Here is a 20,661-nt window from a genome sequence, read left to right on the forward strand (position 1 = left end):
GTCCTCGATGATCGCCTTCGTACACTCATCACTCAGCCACCCCGCGCCGGAGACCACGATGCAGCAGGCTCACAACGACGGTGTGGTCAGCGCCATGTCCCAGGCAACCGACGCCCGGCAGGCAGCCGAGGAGCTGGCGGCGCAGTTGCTGCACCCGCACCTGGGTTTCGTGCTGTTCTTCTGCTCCGCCGAATACGACCTGCAAGCCTTGGGCGAAGCCTTGGAGCAGGGTTTTGGCGGCATCCGCCTGGTCGGTTGCACCAGCGCCGGCGAAATCACCCCGCTGGGCTACGGCCGCAATTGCATAACGGCAGTCGGGTTCGATCATCGGCACTTTTCCATCGCCACCGAGCTGATCGATGAAATGGAGCGCTTCAGCCTGATCGACGCCCAGCAGATGGTCGAGCGCCTGGTCGGCACCTGCCGCAGCAATACCCTGGCGCCGATCAAGGGCCACAGCTTCGCCCTGACCTTGCTTGACGGCTTGTCCAGCCGCGAGGAGATGGTGCTCGCCGCCCTCAGTGCGGCCTTGGGCGACATCCCGCATTTCGGCGGTTCGGCTGGCGACGACAACTACCTGACCCGCACCCACGTGTATTTCGGTGGCGCGTTCCACCACGGCGCGGCCGTGGTGGTGCTGGTCAACACCTGGCTCGACTTCGAAGTGTTCACCACCCACCACATCCTGCCGCGCCAGGAAAAGCTGGTGGTTACCGGCGCCGACAGTGCCCAGCGCCGGGTATACGAACTGAATGCCGAGCCTGCTGCCGAGGAATACGCCCGGCACATCGGCGTACCGGTGGCCGAGCTCGATCATCAAGTGTTCGCCGCCCATCCGCTGGCCGTGCGTATCCATGACCAGTATTACGTGCGGGCAATCCAGCAAGTGCACCCGGACCTGAGCCTGAGTTTCTACTGCGCCGTGGAAAACGGCATCGTGCTCACCGCGATGACCCCAGGCCCGCTGTTGCCGAACCTGCACCAGTTGTTCGACGGCTTGCAGCAGCGCCTCGGCCAGCTGCTGCTGACCATCGGTTGCGATTGCTTCCTGCGGCGGCTGGAGCTGGAAGCCCGGCACGGCCTGGAACCGATTGGCGCGTTCCTGCGCGAGCAGCGGGTGATCGGCTTCAACACCTACGGAGAACAGTTCAATGGCATGCACATCAACCAGACCTTCACCGGGGTCGCCATTGCCCGCAACCGGCCTCCTGTCGGTCGCTGAACTGCAGGCCGAGGTCGCCCGGCTGCAGCACCAGAACCACAAGCTGCAGCGTATCAACGGCGCGCTGATCGAGCGTATCGAGTCTGGCGTAACGCGTGGCAACGACCCTTATGCCGCATTCCAGCATTCGGTGGTGCTGGCCGAGCAGGTGCGCGAACGCACAGAAGCGCTGAACCAGGCCATGGCCGAGCTCAAGGCCGTCAACCACCTGCTCAGCGAGGCCCGGCAGCGGGCCGAGACGGCACACCAGCACCAGATTCGCCTGATCACCGACCATGTGCCGGCGCTGATCGCCTACCTGAATGCCGACCTGGTCTACGAATTCACCAACAAGGTCTATGAAGAATGGTACTGCTGGCCTCGCGGCGTGATGCTGGGCCAGAGCCTGCGCGATGCCCACAGCGAACAGCATTACCAGCGCCTGGAGGCCTACGTGGCGCGGGCGCTGGCGGGGGAGAGCGTAACCTTCGAGTTTGCCGAAACCAACATCAACGGCCAGGAACGCTACATGCTGCGCTCCTACGTGCCGAACCGCCTGGCCAATGGCGAAGTGGTGGGCATCTTCGTGTTGATCCGCGACATCACCGAGCGGCGCAATACCGCGCAGGCGCTGCACCAGGCGTATCAGCACCTTGAGCAACGGGTACGCGAGCGCACTGCCGAGCTGACCAGCCTCAACGAGCAGCTGCTGCGCGAAATCGAGGAGCGCAGCCGGGTGGAATCGCGCCTGCGCGAGGCCAAGCGCGAGGCCGAACAGGCCAACCTGTCGAAAACCAAGTTCCTGGCCGCCGTCAGCCATGACCTGCTGCAGCCACTGAACGCGGCGCGGCTGTTCACCAGTGCCTTGCTCGAACACCGCGAGCCGCACAACAGTGCTCACCTGGTGCGTAATGTCAGCAATTCGCTGGAGGATGTGGAGAACCTGCTAGGTACACTGGTGGATATTTCCAAGCTCGATGCCGGCGTGATCAAGGCCGATGTCGCCCCGTTCGCCCTGCGCGAACTGATGGACAACCTCGCTGCCGAATACGCCCAGGTGGCACGCAGCGAAGGGCTTGAGCTGCATTTCGTGGGCTGTTCCGCCGTGGTGCGCAGCGATATCCAGCTGCTGGCGCGGATCCTGCGCAACCTGCTCAGCAATGCCATCCGCTACACCCGCAGCGGCCGTGTGGTGCTGGGCTGCCGGCGCCTGCGTGGCGGCTTGCGGATCGAAGTGTGGGACAGTGGAATCGGTATTGCCGAGGAGCACCTGGAAGAAATGTTCCAGGAGTTCAGGCGCGGTGATGTGCAGCGCCCGGACCAGGACCGCGGCTTGGGCCTGGGCCTGGCGATCGTGGAAAAGATCGCCGGCATCCTCGGCCACCGGATTCGGGTGCGTTCATGGCTTGGCAAAGGCTCGGTATTCGCGGTCGAAGTGCCGCTGAGCGCCACCGCGCCGAAGGCCCAGCCCAGCCTGGCGATCAGCGAGCCGATGCTCGAGCGCCTGCGCGGGGCGCGGGTGTGGGTGCTGGATAACGACGCGGCTATTTGCGCCGGCATGCGCACCCTGCTGGAGGGTTGGGGCTGCCGGGTGGTCACCGCGTTGTCAGAGGAGGACCTGGCGCGCCAGGTGGACAACTACCATGCCGAGGCCGACCTGCTGATCGCCGACTACCACCTGGACAACGACTGCAATGGCGTCGACGCCGTGGCGCGGATAAATGCCCGCCGCGCCCAGCCACTACCGGCGATGATGATCACCGCCAACTACAGCAACGAGCTCAAGCAACAGATCCGCGAGCTGGGCCACACCCTGATGCACAAGCCGGTGCGGCCGATGAAGCTGAAGGCGGCGATGAGCCATTTGCTGGGCAGCAGCGTGGCATAGCCGCTGGCCTCTTCGCGGGCAAGCCCGCGAAGAGGCCGGAACAGGTCAACGCCGCAGGTAATCACCGAAATCGATATCACCGGCACTGAGGATGGCCTGCACCCGGTTGTGCACGTTGAGTTTGCGCAGGATCGCCGAAACGTGGGCCTTGACCGTTGTCTCGGCGATATCCAGGGTGTAGGCGATCTGTTTGTTCGACTCGCCCTTGGTCATGCGCTCGAGTACCAGCAGCTGCTTGCGGGTCAAGGCCTGGAGCATCTCCGGCGGGAAGCTCGGGGCATCGTTCAGGCGCCGGCTGGTGCTGCTTTTCTGGGCTCGGATGATGTCGGGCGGCAGGTAGACGTTGCCGTTGAGGATCTGCTCGATCGCTTCGATCATCTGTGAGCGTGGCGAGGACTTGGTGATGAAGCCCACCGCACCATAAGTGATGGCCTGCAGCACGATCTGCTTTTCCTGCTCGGCCGAGACGATCACCACCGGTGTGGTCGGTGCCTCGTTGCGCAGGGTGATCAGGCCATTGAGGCCATGCATGCCGGGCATGTTCAGGTCGAGCAGGATCAGGTCGAGGTCGTCGTGCTCGTGGGTCAGCGCCAAGGCGCTGTCCAGGTCAGCGGTTTCCATGACTTCGCTGCCCTGGAAGCCATCGCTGATAACGTTGTGGATGGCTTCGCGAAACAGGGGGTGATCGTCGGCAATCAGAATTTTGTACATGGCCTTTTCACCTCGTTTTTATTGGATGGAGCGGGCACGCGTTTGCAGGCGATGAATTCAGGGGAAGGGTTCTGGCTGCGCTGGCTGCAGCGGCAGGTTGGCCTGCTGCCAGGCGTCCAGGCCATCGCGGTACCAATACAGGTTCTTATAGCCCAGGGCTTTCGCGCGTTTTACCGCGTTCCAGCTTAACCAGCAATCGGAGCGGCAGTAAAAGACCAGCGGTTGCTCCGGGCGCCCGGCGGTGGCTTGTTGCAGGTTGCGCACGAAGTAATCGTGCCACGCCGGGCTCAGCTCGCCGTCGCCGGTGTTGGCCAGCCAGCGGCTGCCGGGAATGTTGGCGTGGGGCTCATCTTCGATGAAGCGGCCTTGCAGCCATTGGCGGCGATAGACGTCGATCAGTACCGGCCTTGGGGTGTGCCCCAGCAGGGCTTGCAGGGTGGCAGTGTCGATGACCTGGCCGCCCTCGACCTGTTGTGGGGTCGGGCTGCGGTAGAGGGTGGTGCGATAGCCGTCGGCGGAGAATAGCGGCGTGGTGTCGGCCTGGGCGATGCCCAGCGTCAGGCTCAGGGAAAGCGCCGCCAGCAATGGGCGTGGCAGCCGGGGCAGGGCACGTGGCATGGGGCTTATCCTTTTTGTTATGGACCCATTACATGCCAGTGGCGGTGCATTGTGAATGCGACGATCAGACAGCAAAGGCAGTACCAAAGTAGTAGAAAGCCGGGCGCCCCTGGCCTGATCCTGCCCAAAATCACACAGATAACTGAATTCGCAAGCGATCCTCGTACCCTGTGGGAGCGGCTTTAGCCGCGAAGAATCCAACGCGTTACATGGCACCGGCTGCGCCGGTGTTCGCGGCTAAAAGCCGCTCCCACACGGACCATGTGCACAACGGGGTCGGCGAGAGGTCCGGAGGAGATCGTTGCCAATCAGCGCGGCTTGCGCAGCGCCGCATGCTGGGGGTTGAAGGTAAGGATCGCCAGCAGGGTGAACAGCACGGTCAGCCCCACGCATACCGCCAGCGCCAGCGGGTTGAAGCGCTCATACAAGGCAAAGCGCACCAGCTCCACGGCATGGGTGAACGGGTTCACTGCACACAGCCAGTACAGCCACTGGCTGGCCTCGCGCATTTTCCACAACGGGTACAACGCCGAGGACAGGAAGAACAGCGGGAATATCACGAAGTTCATCACCCCGGCAAAGTTCTCCAGCTGGCGGATCGCATTCGACAGCAACAGCCCCAGGGCGCTGAGCATCAGCGCCACCAGCAACAACGCCGGCAGCGCCAGCAACAGGCCCGCAGCCGGTGGCTGCACGCCATACAACCAGGCGATGGCAAGGAAGGCGTACACCTGCAGCAGGGAAATGAACGAGGTTGCCAGCAGCTTGCTGCCGAGCAGGAAGGGCCGCGGCAACGGGCTGGTCAGCAGCACACGCATGCTGCCCATCTCCCGGTCATAGACCATCGACAGCGAGCCTTGCATGCCATTGAACAGCAGGATCATGCAGGCAAGGCCCGGAATGATGTACACCTCGTAGGGAATGTAGGTGTCGTAGGGCTCGATGATCGCGATACCCAGGGCCGCGCGGAAACCGGCGGCGAACACCAGCAACCACAGCAACGGACGTACCAGGGCGCTGAGAAAACGGGTGCGCTGCAGGACGAAACGCAGGCATTCGCGCAGGAGAATGCCGTTGAAGCACTGCCAGTAAGCATTCATCGGGCATTGACTCCTGTGGGGGCGCTGGTCAGGTGGGCAAAGGCATGGTCGAGGTCACCGCCGTGCTGCAGGCTCAGGGCATCGGCCGTGCCACTGGCCACCAGGCGCCCCTGATGCAGAATCAGCAGGTCGTCGCTGGGCTGCACTTCGTCCAGCAAATGGGTGGTCCACAGCACACTGAGGCGCTGCTCGCGGCACAGCAGCCGCAGGTGCTGGTTGAGCGCCAGGCGGCTGGCCGGGTCAAGGCCGACACTGGCCTCGTCGAGCAACAGCAAGCGCGGTTCATGCAGCAGCGCGCGGGCAATCTCCACCCGGCGCCGATGGCCGATGTTCAGCGCCCGAACCGGCTCGCGCCGCCGTTCATCGAGGCCTTGGCGGGCCAGCTCGGCATCGACTCGAAGACTGCCCTGGCGCCGCGACAGGCCATGCAGCGAGGCGTGGTAACGCAGGTTCTGCTCCACGCTCAGGTCCAGGTCCAGGGTGCTTTGCTGGAACACCACACCCAGCTGGCGCAAGGCCGGGCGCGCCGTGTTTCGCAGCGAGCAGCCGCACACGCGGATGTCGCCCTGCTGCAGGTCGTACAGCCGGGTGAGCAGGGCGATCAAGGTCGACTTGCCGGCACCATTGGGGCCCAGCAAGGCGGCGAAGCGCCCGGGGGCCAGGCTGAAGCCGACCTGCCTGAGCGCCTCGCGCTGGCCGTAGGCAAAGCTCACGTCACTGACATCGAGGGTATTCATGGCGTCACCACCACGCCCCAGGGGTAGCGCCCGACCTTCACCGACTTGAGCACCTTGAGGTTTTTGGCATCGATCACCGAAACGTCACCGCTGACCCCGTTGGTGGCCAGCAACTGGCTCTGGTCCGGGGTGAACGCCAGCTGCCAGACCCGCCGGCCCACCAGCAGGTAGTCGAGTACTTCATAGGTCTTGGCATCGACTACCGCCACATGGTTGGCCGGGCCCAGGGCGACGAACGCGTACTTGCCGTCGGCGCTGAGCTTGATGCCCACTGGCTGGACTTTGTCCGGGTGCACGCCCTTGATCTGGAAGTTCAGGGTTTTCAGCACCTGGCGGCTGGCCACGTCGAGGATGGTCACCGTGCCGCCGATTTCCGCCGAGGCCCACAGCCGCGAGCCGTCCTGGGTGAACTCGACGAAGCGTGGCCGCTGGTCCACCGGGGTACTGTCCGCCAGGGTCTGGGTGCTGGTATCGATCCAGTGCAGCATGTTGGTGGTTTCGCTGGTATTGACCGCCCACTTGCCATCCGGGCTCACCGCCATGCCTTCGGGCTCGATGCCGACGTCGATCTGCCCGAGCACCTTGTCGGTCTGGGTGTCGATCACTGTCACCAGTGCGTCGTCTTCGTTGGACACGTACAACCAGCGGTCGTTGGGGTGCAGGGCGAACTGCTCCGGGTCCTTGCCGGAGGGCAGTTCCTTGATGATCTTGCGGGTGGCCACGTCCATCACCTGCACCCGGTCCGAATCGCTGGCGCAGATGTACAGCAGCCTGTTGTCGTGGGACAGCAGCAGGCCGCGCGGACGCTGGCCCACCGGCAGGGTCTCGGTGACTTGCAGGGTCTGCATGTCGATCAGGCTGAGGCTGTTGTCCTTCTCGTTCGACACCCAGGCGGTGGCGGCCACCGCATGCCCGCCGGCAAGCGCCAGGGCGCCCGACAGCAGGCTGGGGTAAAGCAGTGCCCGGTGAAACGGGGAGCGACGCATGGCGAAATCCTTTTTGTTGTGGTTATCGGGTCAGGGGTAGCCGCAGGTCACTTCGGGCTTGTCGTAGCCCAGGCTGTCCATTTCGTTGAACGGGTGCAGGAAGCCCTCCTGCGGCGAAGTGCTGACCAGGGCCCGCGGCTGCACCAGCGGGATCGGCTGGCGCAGCTCGCCGTTCCACGGGCGGTAGCTGAGCTTGCGGCCCTTGAAACCGTCCAGCGGCAACTGCTCGCTGAGCAGCAGTTGCTGCAGGGCGCGGGGCTCGGCCTGGCGCAGTTTGCTTGCTGCGCTGGCGATGCTGCGCACGGCCATCCAGGCGGCGAAGTCGCGGTCGTTCATCCAGCGCCCGGCCTGGGCTTCGAAGCGCTTTTGCAACTGCGCCGCGCCGAAGGTTTCCACGGTCCTGTGCCAGCCGGTAGGGGTCAGGCCCTGGGTGCCGGCCACCGGGCGCGGGTACCAGGTCTGGTAGGGCAGGTACTCGCCGAAGTCGCCGCGCTCGTCGGCCACCAGCACCACGTCGTACTCGGCGGTTTGGGTGAATAGCGGCATGTCGGCCTGGGCGCTGCGGCGCTGGTCGTTGTCGAATGTCCAGGCTTTCTCCGCGACCAGCTGCATGCCGAAGCGCTTCATGGCGCGGCGCAGGGCTGCCGCATAGGCGCGGTCGTCGTCGGTCTGGCCGACGACCAACAGCGCCCGCTGCCATTTGCGCAGCACCAGGAATTGCGCCAGGGCATCGGCCAGCATGGCGCGGCTTGGCAGGCTGTGCAGCACATTGCCCAGGCACTGGTTGCTGCGCAGGCTGTCGTCCGGGCTGCCGGCGTTGAACAGCAGGCTGTCGGGCAGGGCGGCAGACAGCGCGCGCAAGCTGGCGGCGGGGGCATTTACCACGAACAGCCGCAGGCCCTGGTCATGCTGGGCCTTGGCAGCTTGCAGCAGGGCTTCGGGGCTTTCGACGGTGGCATTGGCCAGGTGGAATTCCTGTTTGAGAAAACGCCCGCTGCTGTTGCTGTCGACAATCGCCAGTTCGGCGCCCTGCAGCCCGGCATCGGTGGGTTCGGGAATGATGTTGGACAGCAGCGGGCCGGGATCGGGGCGATAGCCGAGATAGCCGATGCGCACCTGCAACGGTTCCCCGCCTTGGGCCTGCGCGGCGGGAGCCGGGCTTGCAGCAAGCGTCGCGGCCAGGGCCAGCAGGCAGGTCATGGCAAGGTGGGCAGGCAGGCGCATAAGGCAACTCCACGGCAGATGGCGCCAGCATAGGAAGCCCGCCGGGAGCGGGAAATATGCAGAAAGTAGCGCTCGCCCGGTACCAAGGTAGTAATTCACCACATGGGCGCGGGTTTTACGATGGCCGCAGCAACCCCGAGGAGAACTGCCCATGCGCCTTGTCAACCTTTCGGCCCTGTGGCGGATCAACCTCTGGGTCACTTGTTGCTTCGCGATGTTGACGCTGGCCTGTGCCGGGGTGCTGTTGCACCAGGCGGTGGCTGATGTGGAGCGGGAGTTGCAGTCGGCGCAAGCCGTGGTGGCATACCTCGGCGACACTGCCGAGCGCGACCCGCAGAGCCTGCAACCACGGCTGACGCAAAGCCTGCGCCATGTGCGGGTGCACTGGCTGGCGGCGGATGAACCTGCGCGGCTGCCGCAAGAAACCGGCCTGGATGCCTGGCTGGGCCGCCAACTGCTTGGCCAGCGCCACGACAGCAGCCGGCTGCTGGAGCTGGGGGATGGCCGCCGGGTAATGATCACCGTGGATGCACGGGATGAGATAGACGAGGTGCGTGATTCCCTGCAGCAGTTGTTGATCCTGTGCGGTCTGGCGTTGCTGCTGAGCTTGTTGACCATCCGTTGGGCGGTGCGGCGGGGCATGGGCTTGCTGGACGATCTGCTGCAGGCCTTGCGCCAGGTCTCGGGTGGGCAATTGACCACACGCCTGCGCGAGGCCGGCCTGCCAGAGGCGCGCCAACTGGCGGAGCACTTCAACCGCATGACCGCGTCTCTGGAGCAGGCCCGCTGCGACAATACCCAACTTACCCAGGCCCTGCTGGCGGTGCAGGAGCAGGAGCGCACCCAGCTGGCGCAGACCCTGCACGACGACCTTGGACAATACCTGGCGGGTATTCGGGCCCAGCTCTGCCTGCTGCGCATGGTGGCCGACCAGCCAACCGCGGTGGCGCAGACGACCCGCACCCTGGAGCTCGATTGCGAACGCCTGCAGCAAGGTTTCCGCGCCCTGGTACACAACCTGTACCCGCTGGCGCTGCAGCACATGCCACTGGCCGAAGCCTTTGGCCTGCTGGTTAGCCAATGGCAGGCCAGCCAGGGTATCGATTGCCGCCTGAGGGTCGGCGAGCGGCTGCCGGCGTTGCCCGGGCCGAGCCGCACGCATCTGTATCGCTTGCTGCAGGAGGCATTGACCAACGTCGCCCGGCACGCTGGCGCCAGCCAGGTACGGGTGCGCCTGCAACGCAGCGCCAAGGGCTTGCGCCTGTTGGTTCGCGACAACGGTTGCGGTGCGAGCCAGCCTCAGCGCCCCGGTGTAGGCCTGCATTCGATGGCCGAGCGCGCCCGCAGCCTTGGCGGCGAACTGCGCATTCTCAGCCGCCCGGGTGCCGGCTGGGCGCTGGACCTGAACATTCCCATGGAGGTGTGATGAATATCGTGTTGGTCGATGACCACGCCGTGGTCCGCCAGGGCTATGCCAGCCTGTTGCGTGCGGTGCTGCCGACAGTACAGGTGCGTGAGGCTGCCAGTGGCGAAGAGGCGCTGGCCCGGGTTCAGGAGCAAGTGCCCAACCTGGTGATCATGGATTTCGGCCTGCCAGGTATCAGCGGCCTGGAAACCACCCGGCGCCTGCGTCAGCGCCTGCCGCAACTGCGGGTGCTGTTCTTCAGCATGCATGACGAACTGCCGTTGGTACGCCAGGCGCTGGATGCCGGGGCTTCGGGATACCTGACCAAGAACTCGGCGCCCGAAGTGCTGATCGAGGCGGTGCAACGGGTGTTGGCCGGGCATGCCTATATCGAACAGCCCCTGGCCACCCAGCTGGCCTGCACCTCACAGTACAATGCCAGCGACCCGCGCCTGCAGCGCATGACCCAGCGTGAGCTGGAGATTTTCGTGATGTTGGCCAAGGGCACACCGGTGCGGGGGATTGCCGAGCAGCTGTGCATCAGCGCCAAGACCGTGTCCAACCACCTGACTTTGCTCAAGAGCAAGTTGCAGGTCAGCTCCCATGCCGAGCTGGTGCATCTGGGGATTGATCTGGGGGTGGTGCGGGTGGCGGGGTGAGGCATTCTGCTATCTGGACTTTGCGCAGAGCCTTGTAGGAGCGGCCTTGTGTCGCGATGGGCCGCAAAGCGGCCCCCAGGGGCTTCAGCGTCAACGCAGCAATCGCCGGGGCTGCTTTGCAGCCCATCGCGACACAAGGCCGCTCCTACAGGGGGGGCCTGCGTAACGCAGGAATATCGGGCTCAATTGTCCCAGGTCTCGGGGCACCCCTTGCACCCCTCCATGTTGGCCTCCTGAAAATTCCCGTAATGCTGGCGCGCCCCGCGCAAGTCGGCGCGGGCCAGGTTGCTCTGGCCAAACTTGGCCTCCTGCAGGTTGGCATCGCCAAGGTCGGCCTCTTGCAGGTCAGCCTTGCTCAGCCAGGCCATTTCCAGGTCCGCCGCCCGCAGGTTGGCCTGCTGCATCTTTGCCCCTGACAACCTGGCGAACTGCAGGTACGCAGCGCTGAGGTCGGCCTTGGCAAATTGCGCGCCCTGGGCAAACAGGCCCCAACCCTGAACGGCCACGAGCCGGCCATGGCTCAGGTTGGCCAGGCGCAGGTTGCTCTGCTGCAGGCTGGCGCGAGTCAGGTTGGCGCCTTGCAGGCTGGCCCTTTCCAGGTTGGCCAGGTCCAGCCGGGCATGGCGCAGGTCGGCATCGCGCAGGTCGGCGCCGGCCAGGTTCATCTTGCGCAGGTCCTGGTTGGCCAGGTTGGCGCCCCGCAGGTCGGCCCCCGGGCACTGGCTGGCTTCGGCAATCACGCAGCCGTTGATGGTCAGGGGGGGATCGTTGCCAGCGTCGTCGGCATTCTCGGCCATTGCAGGGGACAGCACGATCAGCAAGGCAAGTGGCAGGTAGTTCATGGCGAAAGGCTCTCAATGTGAAGTCGGGTATGCACCCTGGGGCCGCTTTGCGGCCCATCGCAGCCCCAGTGATGCGTCAACTCATGCAGTCAACGCTGTGCAGTCTTGTTGTCCCAGCTGGGGATCTTGAACACCCAGAACGAACCACCCTGGGCCACCGGCTTGGTCAGTTCGGCCATATCGCCGCCCCATAGCGGCACCGCGCCGCCGTAGCCCACGGTCACGCCGATGTACTGCTCGCCGTCCTGTTCCCAGGTGATCGGCGGCGAGACGATGCCGCTGCCGGTCTGGAACTTCCACAGCTCCTTGCCCGTCTTGGCGTCGAAGGCCTTGAAGAAGCCGTCGCCGGTGCCGGTGAACACCAGGTTGCCCTTGGTCGCCAGCACGCCAGCCCACAGCGGCAGGTGCTCCTTGTGCTCCCAGACCAGCTTGCCGGTGGTCGGGTCCATGGCGCGCAGGGTGCCGACGTGGTCGTCGTACATGCGCTTGATGCGGAAACCCATGCCCAGGTAGGCCGAGCCCTTCTTGTAGTTCACTTCCTCGGTCCAGTACTCCTCCTTCCACTGGTTGCCGGGGATGTAGAACAGGCCGGTGTCCTGGCTGTAGGCCATGGGGTTCCAGTTCTTGCCGCCAAGGAAGGGTGGCGAGACCTCCACCGGCTTGCCCTTGGTTTCGCCCGGCAGCGGCTTGGCCGGGCGCTGCCCTGGGTTTTCCACCGGGCGCCCGGTCTTGAGGTCGATGTGGCTGGCCCAGGTGATGTTGTCCACGAAGGGGAAGGCGTTCTGCAGTTTGCCGTTGTTGCGGTCCACCACATAGAAGAAACCGTTGCGGTCGGCGTGGCCAGTGGCCTTGACCAGCTTGCCGTCCTTGCCTTTGTAATCGAACAGCACCAGTTCGTTGTTGCCGGAGAAATCCCAGGCATCGTTGGGTGTGTGCTGGTAGAACCACTTCACCTCACCGGTACTGGGGTCGACGCCGACCTGCCCTGAGGTATACAGGCTGTCGAAGTCTTGCGGGTTGCCATCCTTCGAGGTGCGCGCCCAGGTATTCCAGGGGCCGGGGTTGCCAGCACCGACGATGATGGTGTTGGTCTCGGGGTCGAAGCTGGCGCTTTGCCAAGGCGCGCCACCGCCGTGGCTCCAGGCTTCGACCTTGCCGGTTTCGGTGGTGGGGTCGTCCGGCCAGGACGGTGCCTTGACGTCACCGGTCGGCGTGCTGTCCTTGCCGTTCAGGCGGCCCATGTGGCCCTCGACGAAGGGCCGCATCCACACCTCTTCGCCGGTGTCCGGATCGCGGGCGAACAGTTGGCCGACCACGCCGAATTCATCGCCGGAGCTGCCGTGGATCAGCAGTACCTTGCCGCTGGTCTTGTCCTTGATCAGCACCGGGGCGCCGGTCATGGTGTAGCCGGCGGCGTGGTCGCCGAACTTCTTGTTCCACACCACTTTGCCGGTGCGCTTGTCGAGGGCGATGACCCGCGCGTCGAGGGTGCCGAAGTAGATCTTGTCGCCATAGATCGCCGCGCCGCGGTTGACCACATCGCAGCAGGGGCGAATGTTGTCCGGCAGGCGGTGGTTGTAGGTCCACAGGCGCTTGCCGGTCTTGGCATCGAGGGCGAACACCCGCGAATAGGAGCCGGTGACGTAGACCACGCCGTCACTGACGATGGCCTGGGATTCCTGGCCGCGCTGCTTCTCGTCGCCGAAGGAGTAGGACCAGGCCGGGGTCAGCTTGAACACGTTCTGGTCATTGACCTGGGCCAGCGGGCTCCAGCGCTGGGCGTTGGTGCCCATGCCGTACTGCAGCACGTCCTGGGTGGTCAGGTGGTCGTTGGCGATGTCTTCCCAGGTCACGTTCCTGCCGGCAGGTGCGGCTGGGGCGGTGGCGGCTATGGCCGCGTTGCTCAGGGCCAGGCTACCGGCCAGCAGCAAGGCCCGCACGCTCAGGGCCAGAGGGGAAAGGGCGGGTAGCGTTCTTGTTGTCATGGTTGCAGTTCCCAGTGGAGGTTTTGGCCTGCACAGGGTGGGACGGCACGGGCGTCGCCGGATACGGAAAATGTCCCGCCCTTGCCGGGAATAGTTCCCGCAGGGCACCTCATTTGGCCCTTCGCCACAAGCCCTACTACCAAGGGAGTAAGGCGCGGCCACCAAAGCAGCATTCGGCCGCTTGCGGGCTGTTTCTAAGATGGCGACACGGCCTCTGTGGTTGAGGCCTTGCGTGCAATCGTGAGGGCATAAAAATGACAACAAAACGCAACGTCTTGCTGGCTGCCGGGCTGCTTGCCAGTGCAGTGCTGACCGGCACGGCCTGGGCACATGGCAATGTGGTGCCGCAGGCCGTGGAAACCCAAGGCCTGACCCCGATCAAGGACGCTGGCGTGACCCTGGACGGCGATGGCTGGGCGGTGGTCAACCCGTACCGCAGCTCTCCCGAGCACGACAAGGCCGTGGAAATCGGTGCCTCGGCCTACAACCAGAACTGCGCCGCCTGCCATGGCCTGGAGGCCAAGTCGGGGGGCATCGCCCCGGATTTGCGCATGCTCGATGCCGGCGAGGCCGGGGATGAATGGTTCGTCGAGCGTGTACGCCATGGTGCGGTCCGCGACGGCCGGGTGTACATGCCGAAAATGGCCGACTACCTGAGCCAGGAGGCCCTGTGGGCGGTGCGCACCTACCTGGACAGCGTGCACGTCGAGGAATGACGGCCATGCGCCTGTTGGCGGTGCTGTTGAGCGGCCTGCTGCTATGTTGCGCAGCGGCGCAGGCGCAGGTGCGCAGCTACGACGCGATCATCGCCGCCGGCGAACTGAAGGTGGCGGTGTACAAGGACTTTGCGCCCTACAGCTTCGAGGACCACGGCCAGCCGCGTGGTGTCGACGTGGAACTGGCGCAGGCCCTGGCCACGGCGTTGGGAGTGCGCTTGCAACTGATCTGGGCGCCACCCGGAGAAAAGCTCGACGACGATCTGCGCGACTACATCTGGCGTGGCAGCCCGCTGCGTCACCAGCAACTGGCCGACCTGATGATGCGGGTACCGTACGACCATGCCTACGCGCAGCGGCGCAACGAGGTGGGCGAGCTGGAAAACGCCCAGGTGGTGATGTTCGGCCCCTATCAGGAGGAGCGCTGGCAGGTCGCCTACGATCGCCGCCGCCTGGCCTCGGTGGCCAGTGTCGCGGTGTTCCGGCAGCACCCGATCGGGGTCGAGGTGGACAGCGTGCCGTCGTTCTACCTGACTTCCGTGTTCAACGGCATGCTCAGCGCCAGGACCCATCATTACCCCAATGTGCAGCAGGCCTTCGGTGCCATGCAGGCCGGCCAGGTAGACGCGGTGATGGCGATGCGCGGCGAGGTTGACTGGCAACTGCACCAGGCCGCCGACCCGCAACTGGCACTGGCGGAAAACGCCTACCCGAACCTTGGCAAGCAGGCCTGGGAGATCGGCATGGCGGTGCATGAAAGCAACCGGCAGCTGGCCTATGCGGTGGAGGAGGCGCTTGAGGCGTTGATTCGTGATGGGCGGATGAAGGCGATTTATGCCCATTACGGCCTGCGCTATCAAGTCCCGGAAATGTATCAGTAGCGCATGCGTATCCCTGTGGGAGCGTGCATGCCCGCGAAGCAGGCTCCGCGGAGGATGGCACGGGCTTCGCCCGTGTTCGCGGGCACGCCCGCTCCCACAGGGGCGGCGCTGGCTCAATGGACAACTGTTTCATCAAGGAGTGGGCGATGAACTGGCGAGCAACTTTCCTGCTGGCCTGCTGGATGCCCTGGGCCGCACAGGCCCTGGCCAGCGAGCCGAGTAACCAAAAGGACCCGGTGCCGTCGGTGATGTGGGACTTCTACCACAAGCAGTTGCTGGGCCAGGCCGCGTTCGTGTTCGATGACCGGGTCAAGCTGCTGGCGCCGCCGTTTGCCGAAGACGCCCGCCAGGTGCCGCTGGAGATCGACGCCCGGGCGTTCAGCGGCGAGGTGGTGCGGATTCTCGCCTGGGCCGAACTCAACCCGCTGCCGCGCATTGTCGACTTCCAGCCCGGCGAGCGCGTGCTGCCCTGGTTGTCGATCCGTATCCGCATCGAGCAGGCCACACCGCTGCGCGCTGCGGTGCTGACGCGTGACGGCCTGTGGCATGTCGGCTCGGCCTTGATCGACGCCGCTGGCGGCGGTTGTACCGCGCCCAGCGTGGTACGCACCCAGCCCGGTTGGGAGGAGCACCTCGGTGAAGTCCTGGGCGGGCGCTACTCGCGCGGCGAGAGCAGCCGCTTGCGCCTGCAGGTGGCCCACCCGATGGACAACGGCCTAGTCAGCGGCATTCCCGAATTTTTCCTCAACCATGCCGAGCTGCAAGGCGCGGACGGCCAGCGCCTGGCCAGCCTGGAACTGTACCCGGCGGTTAGCGAAAACCCCAACCTGGGCTTCGACATCCAGGGCCCCGGGCCGACCCGGTTGGTGTTGCAGGACAACAGCGGCAACCAGTTCGAGGCGGCAGTGCCCTGAACGCGTTGCCCGACTCCATCCCTGACCAGAGGCGCCCGTCATGCGTTGCATTCTGCTGTTGCTGCTGTGCCTGGGCCTGCCGGCCTGGGCAGACCTGGACTATCGCCTGAAGCCTCGGCAGATCGCCGAGGGCACCTGGCTGCTGGAGGGCAGCACCGACAATTTTGCCAAGGACAACGGCGGCAATATCGTCAACACCGCGTTCATCGTCACCGACAGCGGGGTGGTGGTGATCGACAGCGGGCCGTCGAAACGCTACGGCGATGCCTTGCGCCAGGCCATTGCCGCCACCACCGACAAGCCGGTGGTCGAAGTGCTGCTGACCCATCATCACCCCGACCATGTGCTGGGCAACCAGGCCTTTGCCGATGTGCCCATCGGCGCCCTGGCCGGTACCGGCGAGCTGTTGCGCCAGCAGGGCGAGGCCATGGCCGAGAACATGTACCGCCTGGTCGGCGACTGGATGCGCGGTACCGAGGTGGTGCTGCCGACCCGGGTGCTGGAGCCGGGTATTCACGAGGTGGGTGGGCACCGCCTGCGGCTGCTGGCGCTGGGCGGGCATACCGGTGCCGACCTGGCGATTCTGGATGAAAGCACCGGTGTGCTGTTCGCCGGCGACCTGGTGTTTCACGAGCGCGCGCTGACCACGCCCAACACCCCGGGGCTGGAGGTGTGGCTGAAGGACCTGGACACCTTGCAAGCGCTGCCCTGGAAGCAGCTGGTACCTGGTCACGGGCCGCTGGCCAGCGATGCCCGACCGTTTGCGCAGATGCGTGATTACCTGGGCTGGCTGGATGGGTTGATGCGTGACGGCGCGGCGCGCGGCGATGACATGGCCGAGATGATCCGCAGCCCGATACCCGAGCGGTTTGCTGGTATCAGCCTGACTCGATACGAGCTGATTCGCAGTGTCAGCCACCTGTACCCCCGCTACGAACGCCAGCAGCTGCGGCGCGTGGACGCCAAGCCCCCAATCTGAGGGTGTAACGCGGTTCCCTGTGGGAGCGGCCTTGTGTCGCGAAAGGGGCGCGAAGCGGCCCCAGAATTTGTGCCGATGGCTGAAATCGCCGGGGCTGCCTTGCAGCCCTTTCGCGACACAAGGCCGCTCCCACAGGGGGGGGGCGCGCAGGTTCACTGATACCAAGGAACTAGAAAACTCAGCACTGCGGGCAATTGTTGGCAAGCAGGTCGGGACCAAGAATTCCCGACACACCGGGAAGTTTTCCCGGATACAACAAAAAAACCAAAGGTAGCCGTCATGACCCGATCCACACGTCGTCCCGTGTTCGCCTTGAGCCTGGTGCTCAGCGCCATGCTGCTTGCCGGTGCAGCCCACGCCGCTGTCAGCAATGAAGAAATTCTCCAGGACCCGAAGAACCCGCAGCAGATCGTGACCAATGGCCTGGGCGTGCAGGGCCAGCGCTACAGCCCGCTGAACCTGCTCAATACCGACAACGTCAAGGACCTGCGGCCGGTCTGGGCGTTTTCCTTCGGCGGTGAAAAGCAGCGTGGCCAGCAGGCCCAGCCGCTGGTCAAGGACGGCGTGATGTACCTGACCGGCTCCTACTCGCGGGTGTTCGCCGTGGACGCCCGTACCGGCAAGAAGCTGTGGCAATACGATGCGCGCCTGCCCGATGACATTCGCCCGTGCTGCGACGTGATCAACCGTGGCGTTGCGCTGTACGGCAATCTGGTGTTCTTCGGCACCCTCGATGCCAAGCTGGTGGCATTGAACAAGGACACTGGCAAGGTGGTATGGAGCAAGAAGGTGGCCGACCACAAGGAGGGCTACTCCATCAGCGCCGCGCCGATGATCGTCAACGGCAAGCTGATCACCGGCGTTGCCGGCGGCGAGTTTGGCGTGGTGGGCAAGATCCAGGCCTACAACCCGGAAAACGGCGAGCTGCTGTGGATGCGCCCGACCGTGGAAGGGCACATGGGCTACGTGTACAAGGACGGCAAGGCGATCGAAAACGGCATTTCCGGCGGCGAGGCGGGCAAGACCTGGCCCGGCGACCTGTGGAAGACCGGTGGTGCGGCGCCTTGGCTGGGCGGCTACTACGACCCGGAAACCAACCTGATCCTGTTCGGCACCGGCAACCCGGCACCGTGGAACTCGCACCTGCGCCCGGGCGACAACCTGTATTCCTCGTCGCGCCTGGCCCTGAACCCCGACGATGGCACCATCAAGTGGCACTTCCAGAGCACGCCGCATGACGGCTGGGACTTCGACGGCGTCAACGAGCTGATCTCGTTCAACTACAAGGACGGCGGCAAGGAGGTCAAGGCCGCCGCCACCGCTGACCGCAACGGCTTCTTCTACGTACTGGACCGCACCAACGGCAAGTTCATCCGTGGCTTCCCCTTCGTCGACAAGATCACCTGGGCCACCGGCCTGGACAAGGACGGCCGGCCGATCTACAACGAGGCCAGCCGGCCGGGGGCGCCGGGTAGCGAGGCCAAGGGCAGCTCGGTGTTCGTGGCGCCGGCATTCCTCGGTGCCAAGAACTGGATGCCGATGGCCTACAACCAGGACACCGGGCTGTTCTACGTGCCGTCCAACGAGTGGGGCATGGACATCTGGAACGAAGGCATCGCCTACAAGAAGGGCGCGGCGTTCCTTGGTGCCGGCTTCACCATCAAGCCGCTCAACGAAGACTACATCGGCGTGCTGCGCGCCATCGACCCGGTCAGTGGCAAGGAAGTATGGCGCCACAAGAACTTCGCGCCGCTGTGGGGCGGGGTGCTGACCACCAAGGGCAACCTGGTATTCACTGGCACGCCGGAGGGCTTCCTGCAGGCGTTCAACGCCAAGACCGGCGACAAGGTCTGGGAGTTCCAGACCGGCTCCGGCGTGCTCGGCTCGCCAGTAACCTGGGAAATGGACGGCGAACAGTACGTTTCGGTGGTTTCCGGCTGGGGCGGCGCGGTGCCGCTGTGGGGCGGCGAAGTGGCCAAGCGGGTCAAGGACTTCAACCAGGGCGGCATGCTCTGGACCTTCAAGCTGCCCAAGCAGCTGCAAACGGCAAGCGCCAGTCGCTAAGCCGACAACCTGCCGCTTGCTGCAGGAGACCCTGCGGCAAGCGGCCCTACTACCAAATGACGAGAGCCCCGCTGCCAACGATGCATTCGCCCGGCAGGCGGGGCTTTTTACCATCGGCCCATCGCCTGTCGCCGGACAGGCATCGACCCGCAGAGGCTCAGCATGATCTACGCACAACCCGGAACCCCAGGCGCCATCGTGTCCTTCAAGCCACGCTACGGCAACTTCATCAACGGTGAATTCGTGCCGCCGCTGGGCGGCCAGTACTTCACCAACAGCTCGCCGGTCAACGGCCAGCCGATTGCCGAATTCCCGCGCTCCGGCGCCCAGGACGTCGAGCAGGCCCTGGACGCCGCGCATGCTGCTGCCGAGGCCTGGGGCAAGACTTCGGTGCAGGACCGTGCCCTGGTGCTGCTGAAGATTGCCGACCGCATCGAACAGAACCTCGAAGTACTGGCCGTTACCGAAAGCTGGGACAACGGCAAGGCCGTGCGCGAAACCCTCAACGCCGACGTGCCATTGGCGGCGGACCACTTCCGTTACTTCGCCGGCTGCATCCGTGCCCAGGAAGGCGGCGCTGCCGAGATCAACGAAGGCACCGTGGCCTACCATATCCACGAGCCGCTGGGCGTGGTCGGGCAGATCATCCCGTGGAACTTCCCGCTGCTGATGGCCGCCTGGAAACTCGCCCCGGCCCTGGCCGCTGGCAACTGCGTGGTGCTCAAGCCGGCAGAGCAGACGCCACTGTCGATCACCATTTTCGCCGAGCTGATCGCCGACCTGCTTCCGGCTGGCGTGCTGAACATCGTCCAGGGCTTTGGCCGCGAAGCCGGCGAGGCCCTGGCCACCAGCAAGCGCATCGCCAAGATCGCCTTCACCGGTTCCACCCCGGTGGGCTCGCACATCATGAAGTGCGCGGCCGAGAACATCATCCCGTCCACCGTCGAACTGGGCGGCAAGTCGCCGAACATCTTCTTCGAAGACATCATGCAGGCCGAGCCCGCGTTCATCGAAAAGGCAGCCGAAGGCCTGGTGCTGGCGTTCTTCAACCAGGGCGAAGTGTGCACCTGCCCGTCGCGGGCGCTGATCCAGGAGTCGATCTACGAGCCGTTCATGGCCGAGGTGATGAAAAAGATCGCCAGGATTACCCGTGGCAACCCGCTGGACACCGCGACCATGGTCGGTGCCCAGGCCTCGGAGCAGCAATACGACAAGATCCTTTCCTACCTGCAGGTTGCCCGGGAGGAGGGCGCGCAGCTGCTCACCGGTGGCGCTGCCGAGCGGCTCGATGGCGACCTGGCCAGCGGTTACTACATCCAGCCGACCTTGCTCAAGGGCAACAACAAGATGCGTGTGTTCCAGGAGGAGATCTTCGGCCCGGTGGTGGGCGTGACCACCTTCAAGGACGAAGCCGAAGCCCTGGCGATCGCCAACGACAGCGAGTTTGGCCTGGGCGCGGGGCTGTGGACCCGTGACATCAACCGTGCCTATCGCATGGGGCGTGGGATCAAGGCCGGGCGCGTGTGGACCAACTGCTACCATCTGTACCCGGCGCATGCCGCGTTCGGTGGCTACAAGAAGTCCGGTGTGGGCCGCGAGACGCACAAGATGATGCTCGATCACTACCAGCAGACCAAGAACCTGCTGGTGAGCTACGACATCAACCCGCTGGGCTTCTTCTAAAGCCTGGGAGGGCCTCGGGGGCTGCCTTGCAGCCCATCGCAGGCAAGCCAGCTCCCACAGGTACTGCA

18 protein-coding genes are annotated in these 20,661 nt (G+C 64.9%); 10 read left to right on the forward strand and 8 right to left on the reverse strand.

The window, feature by feature from the left end; genetic code table 11:
* The first annotated feature begins 58 nt into the window (after positions 1-58).
* The gene (gene nosP, locus ACK1U9_RS00805) at positions 59-1,222 is read left to right on the forward strand and encodes a nitric oxide-sensing protein NosP (RefSeq protein WP_046613895.1); all 1,164 of its coding nucleotides are present in this window, start codon (positions 59-61) and stop codon (positions 1,220-1,222) included.
* A complete protein-coding gene (locus ACK1U9_RS00810; RefSeq protein WP_046613894.1) occupies positions 1,191-3,089 on the forward strand; it encodes a PAS domain-containing hybrid sensor histidine kinase/response regulator in 1,899 nt (632 codons plus the stop codon). The genes nosP and ACK1U9_RS00810 overlap by 32 nt, the downstream gene beginning before the upstream one ends.
* A gap of 45 nt (positions 3,090-3,134) precedes the next feature.
* On the opposite strand, the gene ACK1U9_RS00815 is transcribed toward ACK1U9_RS00810, so the two are convergent.
* The 6 genes from ACK1U9_RS00815 to ACK1U9_RS00840 form a co-directional block, all read right to left on the reverse strand.
* Complete coding sequence (locus ACK1U9_RS00815) at positions 3,135-3,800, reverse strand: response regulator transcription factor (RefSeq protein ID WP_013972165.1); 666 nt, start codon at positions 3,798-3,800, stop codon at positions 3,135-3,137.
* Between the two features lie 57 nt (positions 3,801-3,857).
* Positions 3,858-4,418 (reverse strand): PQQ-dependent catabolism-associated CXXCW motif protein, encoded by a 561-nt coding sequence (locus tag ACK1U9_RS00820; RefSeq protein WP_085598325.1) that lies wholly within the window; start codon positions 4,416-4,418, stop codon positions 3,858-3,860.
* A 308-nt stretch (positions 4,419-4,726) separates the two neighbouring features.
* Positions 4,727-5,518 carry an ABC transporter permease gene (locus tag ACK1U9_RS00825; protein ID WP_108480991.1) on the reverse strand — a complete coding sequence of 264 codons (792 nt, stop codon included), beginning with the start codon at positions 5,516-5,518 and terminating at the stop codon, positions 4,727-4,729.
* On the reverse strand, positions 5,515-6,255 hold the full coding sequence (locus tag ACK1U9_RS00830) for an ABC transporter ATP-binding protein (protein WP_108480990.1): 741 nt from the start codon (positions 6,253-6,255) through the stop codon (positions 5,515-5,517). The genes ACK1U9_RS00825 and ACK1U9_RS00830 overlap by 4 nt, the downstream gene beginning before the upstream one ends.
* On the reverse strand, positions 6,252-7,241 hold the full coding sequence (locus ACK1U9_RS00835) for a YVTN family beta-propeller repeat protein (protein ID WP_108480989.1): 990 nt from the start codon (positions 7,239-7,241) through the stop codon (positions 6,252-6,254). Before ACK1U9_RS00835 ends, ACK1U9_RS00830 begins: the two co-directional genes overlap by 4 nt.
* Positions 7,242-7,271: 30 nt before the next feature.
* Positions 7,272-8,465 carry an ABC transporter substrate-binding protein gene (locus ACK1U9_RS00840; RefSeq protein WP_108480988.1) on the reverse strand — a complete coding sequence of 398 codons (1,194 nt, stop codon included), beginning with the start codon at positions 8,463-8,465 and terminating at the stop codon, positions 7,272-7,274.
* Positions 8,466-8,616: 151 nt separating this feature from the next.
* On the opposite strand from ACK1U9_RS00840, the gene ACK1U9_RS00845 reads away from it, so the two are divergent.
* Both ACK1U9_RS00845 and ACK1U9_RS00850 read left to right on the forward strand, forming a co-directional pair.
* Entirely contained in the window at positions 8,617-9,891 is a 1,275-nt protein-coding gene (locus ACK1U9_RS00845) for a HAMP domain-containing sensor histidine kinase (RefSeq protein WP_046613888.1), read from the forward strand.
* The gene (locus ACK1U9_RS00850) at positions 9,891-10,529 is read left to right on the forward strand and encodes a response regulator (protein WP_196173353.1); all 639 of its coding nucleotides are present in this window, start codon (positions 9,891-9,893) and stop codon (positions 10,527-10,529) included. Before ACK1U9_RS00845 ends, ACK1U9_RS00850 begins: the two co-directional genes overlap by 1 nt.
* Positions 10,530-10,711: 182 nt before the next feature.
* Here ACK1U9_RS00850 and ACK1U9_RS00855 read toward each other — a convergent pair whose 3' ends face one another.
* Positions 10,712-11,371, reverse strand: coding sequence for a pentapeptide repeat-containing protein (locus ACK1U9_RS00855; protein ID WP_108481152.1), 660 nt, complete (start codon positions 11,369-11,371; stop codon positions 10,712-10,714).
* Positions 11,372-11,460: 89 nt separating this feature from the next.
* A complete protein-coding gene (gene exaA, locus ACK1U9_RS00860; RefSeq protein WP_108481153.1) occupies positions 11,461-13,356 on the reverse strand; it encodes a quinoprotein ethanol dehydrogenase in 1,896 nt (631 codons plus the stop codon).
* Between the two features lie 254 nt (positions 13,357-13,610).
* Here exaA and pedF point away from each other — a divergent pair, with 254 nt between their 5' ends.
* The 6 genes from pedF to exaC all read left to right on the forward strand — a co-directional run bounded on the left by pedF (position 13,611) and on the right by exaC (position 20,593).
* A complete protein-coding gene (pedF, locus tag ACK1U9_RS00865) occupies positions 13,611-14,072 on the forward strand; it encodes a cytochrome c-550 PedF (protein ID WP_108481154.1) in 462 nt (153 codons plus the stop codon).
* 5 nt (positions 14,073-14,077) lie between these two features.
* On the forward strand, positions 14,078-14,953 hold the full coding sequence (locus tag ACK1U9_RS00870) for a substrate-binding periplasmic protein (protein WP_085598339.1): 876 nt from the start codon (positions 14,078-14,080) through the stop codon (positions 14,951-14,953).
* A 146-nt stretch (positions 14,954-15,099) separates the two neighbouring features.
* The gene (locus ACK1U9_RS00875) at positions 15,100-15,867 is read left to right on the forward strand and encodes a quinoprotein dehydrogenase-associated SoxYZ-like carrier (RefSeq protein ID WP_108481155.1); all 768 of its coding nucleotides are present in this window, start codon (positions 15,100-15,102) and stop codon (positions 15,865-15,867) included.
* Positions 15,868-15,907: 40 nt separating this feature from the next.
* Complete coding sequence (locus ACK1U9_RS00880; RefSeq protein ID WP_085598345.1) at positions 15,908-16,846, forward strand: quinoprotein relay system zinc metallohydrolase 1; 939 nt, start codon at positions 15,908-15,910, stop codon at positions 16,844-16,846.
* Positions 16,847-17,125: 279 nt separating this feature from the next.
* Positions 17,126-18,910, forward strand: coding sequence for a PQQ-dependent alcohol dehydrogenase PedH (gene pedH / locus ACK1U9_RS00885; protein ID WP_046613880.1), 1,785 nt, complete (start codon positions 17,126-17,128; stop codon positions 18,908-18,910).
* Between the two features lie 162 nt (positions 18,911-19,072).
* Positions 19,073-20,593, forward strand: a complete 1,521-nt coding sequence (exaC, locus tag ACK1U9_RS00890) for an acetaldehyde dehydrogenase ExaC (RefSeq protein ID WP_108481157.1) — start codon at positions 19,073-19,075, stop codon at positions 20,591-20,593.
* Positions 20,594-20,661: the final 68 nt, after the last annotated feature.

Source organism: Pseudomonas sp. XP1 (assembly GCF_053557675.1).